The sequence below is a fragment of the Peribacillus sp. YIM B13481 genome (assembly GCF_042787985.1).
Classification (GTDB): domain Bacteria; phylum Bacillota; class Bacilli; order Bacillales; family DSM-1321; genus Peribacillus; species Peribacillus simplex_A.
On sequence record NZ_JBHZPE010000013.1, the window covers coordinates 26,085 to 39,047 of the forward strand.

The window sequence follows — 12,963 nt, forward strand, 5'->3', positions numbered from 1 at the left end:
AATACTTCCATGTAATCAACACGCTCCTTTTTATTTGAGTTTTTTGCCTAATTCAGGAGTAACCTCTTTCGCCCATCTATCTGACACCTCGGCACGGATTTCGGCAAACTTGGCGAAATCTGGTTTGAATGTTTTATCACTTTCTTTAAGTCCGATTGACTCTTCGAACTTCTCTGGAATTTTCATGCCTTCTACCGTCGGATAAAATCCTTTTTCGGAAATTAATGCTTGCGCTTCTTCACTGATTACATAGTTGATGAATTCAAGGGCTTCTTTGCTATTAGGCGTATTTTTCACTAGACCAGCGCTGAAAGCTTGAAGCGGTACACCTTCTTTAGGCACGGCCATCTTGATGGGAATACCTGAAACGGCTAGTTCACCTATGGAATAACTTCCCATGACCGTTACGTCAGCAGCTCCCTGTTGTATGGCTGGCATCATTTGCGTTGAGTTTTTATAAAATGTATTGGAATACGCTGCAAGATCTTTTGCCTTTTCAAGACCTGGTTCCATGTCTTCCGTACTGCCGCCGTTTGACATCGCCAGTCCATTAAGTGTATTGAAACCCCAGTCATTCGTAATATCTGAAAATGCCGTTTTACCCTCGTAATCAGGTGAGACAAGATCATTCCATGATTCAATTGATTTTAACCCTTTCTTTTTAAAGGTTTCCGTATTATAAGCTGGTGCAATGACTAAACCGAATGCTGGCGCGGCCGCCTTTTCAACCGGAATGAAACGTGGATCCACCGATTTCATATTGGGAACATTGGACTCATTAATTGGTACGATCAGTTCCTTCTCCTTAGCGCGAATTACATCAACCGGTACAAACAGGGCAACATCTATTTGCGGAGCGTTCTTCTGTAATTCCACTTTAGAAAGGATTTCACCAGATAAACCGGAAATGTAATTTACGGTGATTCCCGTTTTTTCTTTGAACTTTGGAGCGATCACATCTCGGATGGCACTTTCGATGACTCCGCCATTCCCTGCTATCGTTATTTTTTTCTCTCCATTTTTACCTGCACCCGTTTGTACCGATTCTCCTGGCTTTTGCGGAGTTGGATTACCACACCCTGCAAGAGCGATCAATGCGATTATCAATAAAAGACTTAATATTTTCTTCATATTCATTACCTCCCATTTTTCATTGATTTTCAATAATTCCTTGTTCGCTAAAATATTTCATGGCTCCTGAATGAAAATCGAGTGGAACTTGTTTGGTTGCTTCCTCTATTGAAATATCAGAAGCGGCCGGATGTGTATGCTGCAGCTCAGGCAGATGTTCATATAGTGTTTTCACCAGATTGTAAGCATGCTGGTCAGACATTTCATCATAGGTTACCAAAACATTTTTAATAGAAATCGTTTGGACACTTTTTTTCATTCCCTTATATGTATCACTAGGAATTTCATTGGCAGTATAAACACCATATTGTTCCTGAAGGTGTTCAATAATATCTTCCGGAATTGGAATGAAGGAGAGTTCCGTTTGCCTGGATATGAAAGCGATTTCATTATTCGGAATTCCCGAAGAAAAGAAAGCGGCATCAATGGTACCATTTTGCAAGGCTTCCGCAGATTGAGAAAAAGATAGATAGGATAAATTCAATTGATCAAGCGGTAAATCCGTTTCTAATAGGATTCGTTCTGCCATAAGCCTTGTACCGCTTCCGGTCGTACCAACACTAATGCGTTTACCAACTAAATCTTCCAAGGAATCAATATCATTTTGTTTCGTTGTAACAATTTGAACATAGTTGGAATATAGGGCCGTTAAAGCTCTTAACTTGGATTTATCCGTTTCAGGCAAATCAAGTACATCTACTGAGGTAAAACCAATTTCTGCGCGATGACGGCTAACCAATTCAGTATTTTCGATGGAAGCATGGGTTACCTGGGTTCCTGACACAGCTCCATTATATTTTTCAAACATGTTTGACAATCTTTGTCCTAATGAATAATAAACCCCTGACATATCTCCGGTTGCAATGATTAGGAGCCTATTTTTTAAATCCTGTCCTTCAGAAACTAATTGCCTCTGGATCAAGGTAGCAGGTTTTGAAATTTCCTGCTGCTCATTCATAAAAGAACATCCTGCCATGAAACAAAATAACACAGCGACTTTTATAAAGAGTGCTCCATTTTTCATAGTGGCCCTCCTTTCTTAATGAATATAGATGCAAGTACTATGCCAAGTCGATTAATTGCTCTAAAACGCAAAATTTGCCGATTTAGAGCATGATTCACCATCATAAACCGGCATTTTTTGCCGGGTACCCAGAAAAAAATGCCGGTTTAGACTATTAGCCTTTTATTCTTCTTTTGAAATGAGCTTGATTTTATCACGAAGGCTTCTTTCAGAAATCTTTAGGATTTGGGCTGTTTTTTGTCGATGGTTTTTACAATATTGAAGAGTGGCCGTTATGACTTTTTCCTCTATTTCTTTCATGGATATGCCAATCGGGATTCTGAAACTGTTAAAATCATCGTCAATGCCATTCGGCTGGAGAATGAACTTCTGTTCTTGAACATATTGTGGCAAGTCGGTATCTTCCATTCTTTTCGAGTTTGATAGGGCAACAGCATATTCTATAATATTACCAAGCTCACGGACATTCCCTGGGTAATGATAATCCAGCAAAATCCGACGTGCGGTTGCCGAGAAAGCCTTGTCTTCCCGGTTCATATCGGTAGAGTGCTTTTTTATAAAATAATCCATAAGGATGGGTAAATCTTCTTTTCTATCCCTTAACGGCGGCATCGAAATGGGAATGACATTTAACCTGAAATACAAATCCTCCCTAAATTTACCTTCCATTACCATTTGCTCCAGGTTTTTATTGGCTGCACTTATAATACGGACATCCAGGGATATTTTTGTATTGGAACCTAGAGGCGTCACCTCTCGTTCCTGCAACACCCGTAATAATTTGACTTGAAGAGGAAGGGGCATTTCACTAATCTCATCCAGAAAAAGGATGCCTTCATTAGCAGCAACGAATTTCCCTTCCTTCCTCTGAGTTGCACCGGAAAAAGCGCCTTTTTCATAACCGAACAATTCAGATTCCAGCAGCATCTCAGGAATTGCAGCACAATTGACAATCTGCATGGGTTTGTTTTTCCTTCTTCCCAGAGTATGGATGTTTCGGGCTACAAGCTCTTTTCCAGTTCCACTTTCACCTGTGATAAGAACACTTGAATCAATATCTTTCACTCTTTCGATCATTGAAAAAATACGCTGCATCGCTTTGCTATTACCAAGGAAGTTCCCAAATCCCTTTTGCATCTCTAATTCTTCGTGTAATGTCTCCAATTGATTGGACATCTGTTTGAATTCGGCTGCCCTCATCAAGAGCAAAGAAAGTTCTTCTATATTAATGGGCTTTTCAATATAGTAGTAGGCCCCTTTTTTTATGGCATCGATGGAAGTTTCAATAGATGAATAGGCAGTCATCATGATGACTGTTACATTAGGTGCTATTTGTTTAATTTTCTGTAGGACATCAAGTCCACTTTTATTTCCTATTCTCAAATCAAGTAACACAATATCAAAAGGCTGATTGTCGATCTTCCGAAGACCCTCATCCGGGTCCGTAGTTGTCACGACTTGATAAGAATCTTCCAATGCAAAGCTAAGAGCGGTGCAAATAGCAGGTTCATCGTCAATCACCAATACATGCATTTTCATATTACTCCTCCTCATTCCAGGCTTTTATTCGATATATAAAGGTAGTAAAATCGTGAATTTCGTTCCTGAATTAGGATAACTTTTCACATGGATATCTCCGTTATTTTCTTTAATTAACCTATACGATAACGTAAGTCCCAAACCGACACCCTTTTCTTTATTTGTGAAAAAAGGCTCGAAAATATGGTTCAGTTCCTCCTGTTTCATCCCCTTTCCTGTATCGGATATGGCAATCCGCCCTGTTTTTTCGTTTTCTTTATCAATGGTGATTTTAATGGTCTTTTCCTTTGTTTCTTCAACGGCATGAATCGAATTCAACACCAAGTTAAGAAGTACCTGTTGAATTTGTTGTAAATCTATATAAAAAATAAGGTCCTCCTCAATCGTTTGCTCGAAATTTATTTGTTTTTTTTCCATTGTCACCTTATGAAAAGCAAGTAATGATATAAGGTCATTAGCGTGGCAATTGGTAATATTTGGCGGTCGCGGACGAGCATATTCAATTAAATCGGTAACAATCGCATTCAGCCGGTTTACTTCAGTAGGCAAGTGTTCCATTAGAACTTGTCGGAATTGAGGATTATCATATTTACTCGGTAGTAAATCAATGAATGCTTTAATCGATGTTAAAGGATTCCTGATTTCATGTGCGACACCTGCAACTAGTTGGCCAAGAGCGTGCAGTTTTTCTTGTGTGACCAATTTTTTCTCCAATGTTTTCTTTTCCGTCTCATCATTCATGGAAAGTAAGTATCCAGTTTGTATTTCTTCAGAATTGAACATCTTATGCATCGAATATGAAATGACCTTCTGTTCATTTTCTTCGTTTATTACCAAGATCCGAAAAGAACCCGTACGATTTTTCTTATTTTGTTCTTGATGGGAAGCTTCGAAATTTCCCATTAATTGCGAATGATTCGAAAAATTCAGAATCATTTCCTTGGAAATGTTTAGAATGTCCGATGCCTTTGCATTGCAGCTGGTAATCATGAAATCGAGATCGAATGTTATGATGCCAGTATTGATATTGTTTAAGATTTGTTCTTTGAACGCTTTACCATTAGCGATGTTTTGCCGTTGTTTCTCTAAATCCTTATTTAATAAATGTAATTTCAACGTCTGGTTATGAACGGATTTTTTCAGCTTTTGATTCCATATGTATATAACTAGAAGGGAAAGTGCTACTACAGTTAAGATTATGATTAGCCAAAATATGAATTGCTCCAACCTGGCAATTTTTTGATTGGACTGTGGCATGATCCATTTATCAATTATCCCGTTGATATTTCGGTTCGCTTTAAGTTCTGTGAGTGTATTGTCCATCATGAAAAGAAGCGTTTGATTCCCTTTTTTTACTGCAATCGTATAATCCGCGGGTTCAATGACTTCATCGAGAATGATGTAATTTTTTTCCTGGCGGAACTTTTTCAAATAGAAGTCTGCAGTCCATTTGTTTCCAATGAACACATCTGCACGATTGTTCAATAATGTTAAAATGCCCGAGTATTGATTTGAAACGGTCGTTAAGTTTGTATTCCTCATATTGAGAAATGTACTGATTACAGGTGTGTTATAGTCAAGGACAACATGTGAATCACGTAAATCCGTTAACGTATGAATATCCTGTTTCTTTTTACTAGGGATGATAATTGATTGGGACATGGTAAAATAAGATTGAGTGAAATCAAGTTGATTATCTTTTTTAGTATTATAGGTACTTCCAACAATTGCATCAATTGTTCCGTTCATTAAGGCTTTTTCCGCTTCTTGCATCCCCATCGGAATATATTCGAAATCAACCCCATTATATTTTGCTATTTCCTCCATTAAATCAATATTGATCCCTGTCAGCCCACCAGCTTCATTTTCAAATGAAAATGGAGGAAGGGCACTTTCTCCAGCAATTTTAAAAGTTCTTTGTTCAGCAAAAATAGCGGGAGACCATAATGTTTGAACAAAGAATACAAAACAAAATATACATAGTTTAAACAGCCGCTTTTTAATTAAGAACCCTCCTTTTATGTCGATATTCATGCAGTCACTAATCCTCGGCTAAAAAACATCCTGATAATAATACTTCTCCAATTAGGACTTGAACCCTTTAAAATGTAAAAGATTCTTAGTATAATCTGACACAATCCAACAATTACCTACAAAATGGTGTGTTTCTGAATTTTATCCTGTCCTAACCTAGCTAAGGTGTTTAGCAAAATTAAAGTAGAAGAAGAGCCAGTTTGCTAAAAAGATCCAGATAATTTCAGAAATCCGCTCCCTTTCCGCCGACTGTCTGCCAAGCCTCATCAAAGCAAGCGTCTGTGGGGTCTCTTCTAGCCAGTTATTCGGCAGGAGTGTCGCATATTTCTTCAATCTAATGAGGGTTTCATCTTAAAAACATCAAGGATAACCAAGTTTACTTTAAAATCATGGTTTGTAATTAGACCCTTCGAAGCATCCAGACATTGACAAAATTATGTTAAAGTATTTTCAATTTAACGACTTATTAACATTTGCCGTAATGCTCCAAGATGATAAGCCAAGTGGGCAATATCACATTTACATTTGTCAGCCATTCTCCTAAATAGAAATTTCAGAATTAAAAGCCCAATTTCTCAGTATTAAAATTGAGAAATTGGGCTTTTTTGTTACTCCATATAAGCGCCCTATAATGGAATAACACATTATTTTTATTAGGTGGTTTTGTTGAAGATCATTACTTAAACCTTATTCAAGATAAGCACCCGTTAGTTCAAGAAAAGCGTACTTTTCAGCAAAAGCCAAAGGATACACTTTTGTGCGCAGTATTTTTCTTTTCTTAGGTGGAATGCGTAAAAACTGTTACACGGTAGTTTGCTTTCACTCTACGGATCACTTTTTGTTTTTTCCCTTATATGATTGAGTGGTTACCTGCGAACCAAAAAGGAGTTCGAATTAACGCAAAGTAAGGTAATATCTTAGGACTTGATTAATTTATTTTCTCATCGAATATACTAATCCTTTAATCCCTTTCCATCGAGAATTTGCTGCATATATTTTTCAACCCTTGACACTCGAGTTTTGGATTGTTTGGGTTGTGAAAAATAAAGAATGTATGCTCTTTGCCGTCCCGGGGTTAATGCTTCAAAAGCAGTTTTCAAGGCAGGGATTTCATCGAATTTATTTTGAAGTTCTTCAGGAATCATAAATTCTGTACTACTTTTAAAATTCACTTCCAAACCGGCTTTTTCAACTTCAATGGCATCATGAATATAGGCTTTCAAGATGGTTTCCATTGCAACTATTTCTTGAACATTGGTGAACCGAATCTGGCGCGCCCCCTGTACATTCTCCGTTTGTTGGATTAGAATCCCATGGGTATCCTTTAACAGGGCACCTTTGTGAAACAAAAGCGCACAATATTCTTTAAATCCATGTATTAAAACTATGTTTTTTTTCTCAAACGTGTAACAAGGATGCATCCATTTAAATTCTTCGGTCAGCTCACAGTCAAGAACGATATTCCTCAACATCTCATATTCTACCTGCCACTTTTTAGCTTTACTTAAAAATTCATCAACCTTAGGATTCATTCTACTATTTGTCATCACGGAACACTTCTCTTTCCGAGCAGTTTGCTTTTTCCAATACGTTAGCTAAATACTAAAAAACAGGTTCAGAGGTTCGGTTCTACATTGCCTCTAACAATTTTTTAAGTTGTTCGCCCATTTTCGCCCAACCATATTTCGCACCATTGAACGCTTGATCTTCTTTTTCGAATCCTGTTTGTTCAAGATTTAAATAGGTTGTTCCATCCTCGTTCTTTAATGTCCATGTGACTGTAGTGTTTATTCCACCACCTACCCAAGTGTAAGATAACTTATAAGGCTCCTCCACTTCAAGAACTTCGGAATCGATAATTAAATTCCACTGTTCATTCCGAAACTGAAATTTATGTCCGACGACAGGTTTTAAATCATTAGCCATTACCCATTTCGCAAGCGTATTTGCATCCGTTAAGGCGAGCCATACCTTCTCGATCGGGCTCTTAAAATTAAAATCTTGTGATACTGTTAAACTCATATTTTGTTCCTCCTCTAATATTTGGTTTAAAAGTAATATTCTTTCACTCCAGAATTTTTTGTAAAACGATACCCAATCCTCAATTTCTCTCAATGGGGCAGCATTCAGCCGATAACGCGTTTCCCTGCCGACCTTTCTGCTGATTACGAGACCAGCCTCTTTAAGGATTGCCAAATGCTTTGAAACCGCAGTACGACCCATTTCAAAATGAACGGTTAACTCATTGAGTGGCAATTCTTCCACGTCCGCCAACAAACGTAACAATTTGCGTCTTGTTGGATCAGCGATGCCTACATAAATATCACGCTCTTGATTTTTCTCGTTCAAAATCACCCCCCCTTTAATTGGACACCAATTGGTGTCTTTATTATATGACACCAATTGGTGTCCCGTCAATTTTATTATTGCCATCACGGTATTCGTTTTATTCTCCTATCATCAAGTCTATAGGTTCCTTCTTTATTATTTGTTCAATAGATTAAGCTTTAAACTTATTAAATTCTTTTACAACTAAACTTCCCTGTTAGTTAAATTAACATTTTTACACAAATAACCAATATTGTTGGTTGCTTTTTTCGAAAATTGGATAAGCCCGTGTTTCAGCAAAAGATCAAAATTCAGAACGGCAGTTTAAAAAATTTCGTGATCTTGGAATTGAAGAACGATATATCTTCATTGATAAGCAAAGTGCAAAAGATTTTAACCAGCCTCTATATCAGGGGATGCTCTTGATCATTCGCGATTTGATAGTAGGAAATCCAGAGGTATGGGTGATACTGGAAAATTAATAGAAGCCCAATTATAAAAACTCTGCTTTCATATGTGGCTGAGCAAGAACGTAGAAAAAATAAGCAAACGATAGGCTGAAGGAATTGAAGTGGAAAAGAATAACGGCGTGAGATTTTGGACGACGTAAGTATGAAATTAATAATGACTTCATTCAAGTATATGATAATGGAATCAACGATCAGATTTTACAAACCCTAAAAAAGTTCCAGCTTATTTTCAGGAATCCGCTCCCTTTCCTCCGACTGGCTGCCAAGCCTCATCAAAGCAAGCGACTGTGGGTTACGAAAGGTACGAGACTCGTGCGGGAAAAACGAGAACCCCGCCCACAGGCGCAAAAAGCGCCGCGGGCGGACCGTCCGCGGCAAGCGAATGCCTGAAGAGGAAATCATTTTACAAACCCTCAATATCTTAAATTATTTTTTTATTTCAAGGCTTTTTAACATTTGCCTTAACGCTCCAAGATGATAAGCCGAGTGGGCAATGGTCGCGTTTACATTTGTCAGCCATTTTACTAAATCGATTGTTTCGATTTCAGCGAAAAGAGTTACATATTCTTTTTGTAATCCCTCCCTGATTTCCGCCCATTTCACCTCATCAACATGAGTAATGGTCCAACTTGCGTCCCAATCTTTTTCAAAGTCTGTGCCACTGATCATTGTTCGGATCACCCATAAATAATACCGTATGTGGTCAGAATGAGCAGCAATGGTTGATCCGTTTATGAACCGTGAAGCGTCTTCTGCTGTTAAACCATCAAGTGTCCCGAAAACCCCTGTATTCGGTTTTGAATCAGTATAATAGCTTCCTTCATTTCCAGGTCCCTCAAACGTTTCTTTCAAAAGCGTTTTTATCGAACTTGCCAACGTCTGGCTCATTTCAATTCCTCCCAAATGTTTTAATCGACTTCATTACTTTATAATACACTAAGAAAAATCAATAATCGTTTATTTTTTGTTAAATTAATCCAAAAAATATTGGGAGTTTAAAGAATTACTCGATCACTTGGCATAAGGTAAGGGTTTCCTTAACTTTCGAGTACAGTTAACAACCTTATATAGTATTGACGCTGCTCTTAACGTAAAAAAAATAAAAATACCTTAAAAAGACCATTCCTTAAATAAACAGGAACGGCCTTAATTATTTATTTGAAAATATGATTCAGTCTGAAATGTTAAAAGTTTTTAATAGCTTTTCAAACGCTCCTCCAGGGACACAATTCTAAACTTTAACTCTTGATTCGTGTCTAACCCGCCTATTACAATTTGATTATCTTCGGTAATGGTGACATATCTAAAGGTCTCATCACCGTGGATCTTTATTTTTGTTTCCAATGTTGTTTCCATTTTTGCAAAGACATGATCTGTGTATTTAAGCGGTAGTAAATCATCTAATCCTTCTTCGGGGCTACCGAGCCACTTAAACATGAAATCTTTCAATGAAAATTGTTCAATCATCGATAAATGATCTTTAAATGCCAATTTGTCTATTGTTATCTCTTTCAACTTAACCACTCCTCAATCGTATTTAAAGTTTATCTCGATAAACTCTTAACATCAAGGGCATTCCAATGACAAACGATTACATTTTGATTACTTGCTGTCTAAATAAACCCATCCATACCAATAAACGGTACAAGACAATGGCAGGTGAGCTTTTTTGAAATACAAATTAGGAATGAATTTTTTCACTTGTGTAGATATTTAATGGCCTGGAGAAATACGTCTTTCATAAATATTCAGAGGAAATACTTCCTACGGTTTTCAAGCGGGGCACAAATTTTAGATGAATTTATGCAACATTTTATTTATATTTTTTGACCTCTTTACGAAAATCTGGCACCAAGATTCATTCTGTTAATCAGGATGTTCATTCCAGCCTCAAAAACAGCCTCCATTTCTTTAAGGAAATGAAGGCTGTTTTTCTTAAATGATAAATGTAAAAACGATTTTCTGGTAAATGATAGCCCTTAAATTAACATTATAATTCTTGGTTTCCTTTAACGCCATTTATCGAATAGCTCATTTTTATGTTGGCATTTAATGAGTGATATACTGAACAGTACGTATTTTTCGATAGTTGAATCGCACGGATCACTTTATCTTCAGGCAGATCACCCTCCAATAAATAGTGGATATGAAAATCGGTAAACCGCTTAGGGTGGTTTTCTGATCGTTCCCCTTCTATCTCTATTTGAAAGGCCTTTGTTTCAAATCGCATTTTTTTTAAAATCATTACAATATCAATACCTGTGCACCCGGCAAGAGAATGCAAAAGTAACTCTGTGGGTCTTGCTCCACTATTTTTTCCTCCTACGTCTTCGGCAGCATCCATCTTTATTTCATGTCCCGACGGAGTTGTGCCAGAAAAGGCCATTTCCCCTGTCCATGTAATCCTTGACTTCATTTAATTCAATTCCTCCCTTTCTTGATGTTTTGTTCTAAATAGGCCACATGTCTATTTAATGTAAGTACAGGTCATTTAAGTCTTAAAATAATATTTCCCCAATATTGCGGTCAGTACGTATATTAAAAGTACTTGGCTTCAGGATTGTATTTTGACCTTAATTTGTGATGAACTTTCAATAATATTATTTCCAAAAGACTTGCTCAGTTAATCATACTGATTTAACCTATAGCCCTATATATCCATCTACCATGAAGTTTTATAGTTTCCTTTTCCATTTAAAGGTGTTTTATAATTATTATTTTCCCCTTTTTGCCAAATAATATTGCCATTTTCATCTTTCATGACGAACTTGAATTCATAGAGTCGATCTGCTGCTAAACGGAATGTTCCACTCCAGCTCCCTTCTGTGTTTTGCGTGAGTTTATATTCGTAATCTTCAACATTCCATCTGCCGATTTCCCCTCTATCCCCTATTAAGTAAACTCCCTGTGTGACAGGTACATTTTCAACTGTGAATGTAACTGGAATCGACTTGCCTTCCAATTTATCCTTCATCATCCTGAACTCATTTGTGGGATTTCCTTCATCGTCGAATAAATAGGACAGCCTCAGCAAGGTAAATCCCTCAAAACCATGGTTAAAAACCATTTCTGCTATATTTTCAAAGCCCCATTCATTATTGATCAGCGGGAGTGCGTTTTCTCCGTTTAAAGAAATTCCTTTTTCATTAGCTAAAGAGGCAATATGTGTCACCAACGTTTTAGGCGCGCTATATGATGGTGCAGTATGTGCGTCTTGGTCTCCCATTTCCAAACAGGTGAACGTGAGGGCCATATTCGATTTCTTAAATTGATTCAATAATTGGGAGTAGTTATAGTACCCCGCACTATACTCTGCTGAATGCGGTAGTACTGGATCATTCATTTTCCAATGGACCCCTGAGATTTTAGCTCCAATTGGCACGCCAAAGACTTTATCAAAATGTTTATGGGCAAATTTAGAGATTTTTGCAAGATGTTTTTCGAGTGCTCCTTGATACCATTGCATAAAGTCGTATCCAAATTGTGTATCGATTGCTCCGCCCTTGGTGAAAAATTCATCCCCGTTTCCAGGTGGCTGAATCTCATTCCAGTTTTTATACGTTTCACCCCAGGCAGCATTTAATTTTTTTATCGTTGAATATTTTTCTCTCAAGGTAAGCCTGAAATCCCGTTTCGCTCCTTCTGTATAAACTTGAAGCTGTCCCCTTTCAGGATAATCCCAGCCATCAGCATTTTGATAGGAGGGATATCTTAGTTCCCCAGCTGGTCCTGCACTTAGATATATTTTAGCTATTAGGTCCTTCTTATCAGCAAAGTTCTCTGCAAAGGATTTATACAATTCGTTGTACTGATCGGCTGTACCTTCCCACCAAGGAGCAAGTACTTCTTTATTCCAGAAACCACTTTCACTCTTGAATGCCATGTTATCTAGAGTGTCTTTATTCCAGAGCCAACTCGGGATAGGATAGTTACAATCATCCCCCACATTACCGCCGCATTGATGTGTAGACAAAATGGGCACCCATTTTAAACCGGATGCTTTCACTGTTTCCGCATATTTTTTATAATAGGACCAATCAAACTGATTATCTTTTTTACTCTCGACTAACCCCCACCAGATATCTGTCGTTATTGCATATACTCCATTTTCCTTCAACTGAGTTAACTGTGCTTCAAATGCCTTCCAATCTGTTATTTCACCCAATGGGGCCATTACATAAAGTTTGTAATCTGGTTTTACTTCTGCTAATCCAGGTGAAGTACTTAAAGGAACAAAATACAGCATAAAGGTAAAAACGCCAACAGATAATTTGTTCATGAAACGCCAACCTTTCCCCTATAACTTTATTTGTTTAAATTTCGGTTCACCACCGAAATCGTTTACATTTTTTTGTTTTTTAGTCATTCCTTTACTAGAATTATATTTGTTATGGAAAAATTTATCAATTATTTCATCGGAGGAATTTAGTTCAAAAA

10 protein-coding genes and 1 pseudogene are annotated in these 12,963 nt (G+C 37.4%); all 11 read right to left on the reverse strand.

The window, feature by feature from the left end:
* Window positions 1-30: 30 nt before the first annotated feature.
* The 11 genes and pseudogenes from ACFX4X_RS10190 to ACFX4X_RS10240 all read right to left on the reverse strand — a co-directional run bounded on the left by ACFX4X_RS10190 (window position 31) and on the right by ACFX4X_RS10240 (window position 12,805).
* Complete coding sequence (locus tag ACFX4X_RS10190; protein WP_377383213.1) at window positions 31-1,131, reverse strand: ABC transporter substrate-binding protein; 1,101 nt, start codon at window positions 1,129-1,131, stop codon at window positions 31-33.
* Between the two features lie 19 nt (window positions 1,132-1,150).
* On the reverse strand, window positions 1,151-2,155 hold the full coding sequence (locus ACFX4X_RS10195) for a TAXI family TRAP transporter solute-binding subunit (RefSeq protein ID WP_284470750.1): 1,005 nt from the start codon (window positions 2,153-2,155) through the stop codon (window positions 1,151-1,153).
* Window positions 2,156-2,317: 162 nt separating this feature from the next.
* Window positions 2,318-3,694 (reverse strand): sigma-54-dependent transcriptional regulator, encoded by a 1,377-nt coding sequence (locus ACFX4X_RS10200; protein ID WP_377383215.1) that lies wholly within the window; start codon window positions 3,692-3,694, stop codon window positions 2,318-2,320.
* Between the two features lie 24 nt (window positions 3,695-3,718).
* Window positions 3,719-5,728 carry a transporter substrate-binding domain-containing protein gene (locus ACFX4X_RS10205; RefSeq protein ID WP_377383217.1) on the reverse strand — a complete coding sequence of 670 codons (2,010 nt, stop codon included), beginning with the start codon at window positions 5,726-5,728 and terminating at the stop codon, window positions 3,719-3,721.
* Between the two features lie 953 nt (window positions 5,729-6,681).
* Complete coding sequence (locus ACFX4X_RS10210; protein ID WP_377383219.1) at window positions 6,682-7,275, reverse strand: YdeI/OmpD-associated family protein; 594 nt, start codon at window positions 7,273-7,275, stop codon at window positions 6,682-6,684.
* 82 nt (window positions 7,276-7,357) lie between these two features.
* Entirely contained in the window at window positions 7,358-7,750 is a 393-nt protein-coding gene (locus tag ACFX4X_RS10215; protein ID WP_377383294.1) for an SRPBCC family protein, read from the reverse strand.
* 93 nt (window positions 7,751-7,843) lie between these two features.
* A pseudogene (locus ACFX4X_RS10220) lies at window positions 7,844-8,161 on the reverse strand (ArsR/SmtB family transcription factor); the annotation flags it as partial.
* 791 nt (window positions 8,162-8,952) lie between these two features.
* Complete coding sequence (locus ACFX4X_RS10225; RefSeq protein WP_284470746.1) at window positions 8,953-9,414, reverse strand: hypothetical protein; 462 nt, start codon at window positions 9,412-9,414, stop codon at window positions 8,953-8,955.
* A gap of 306 nt (window positions 9,415-9,720) precedes the next feature.
* Window positions 9,721-10,041 carry a hypothetical protein gene (locus tag ACFX4X_RS10230; RefSeq protein WP_125160794.1) on the reverse strand — a complete coding sequence of 107 codons (321 nt, stop codon included), beginning with the start codon at window positions 10,039-10,041 and terminating at the stop codon, window positions 9,721-9,723.
* A gap of 475 nt (window positions 10,042-10,516) precedes the next feature.
* Window positions 10,517-10,942 (reverse strand): OsmC family protein, encoded by a 426-nt coding sequence (locus ACFX4X_RS10235; RefSeq protein ID WP_377383222.1) that lies wholly within the window; start codon window positions 10,940-10,942, stop codon window positions 10,517-10,519.
* 246 nt (window positions 10,943-11,188) lie between these two features.
* Window positions 11,189-12,805, reverse strand: a complete 1,617-nt coding sequence (locus ACFX4X_RS10240) for a family 14 glycosylhydrolase (protein WP_284470744.1) — start codon at window positions 12,803-12,805, stop codon at window positions 11,189-11,191.
* Window positions 12,806-12,963 lie beyond the last annotated feature (158 nt).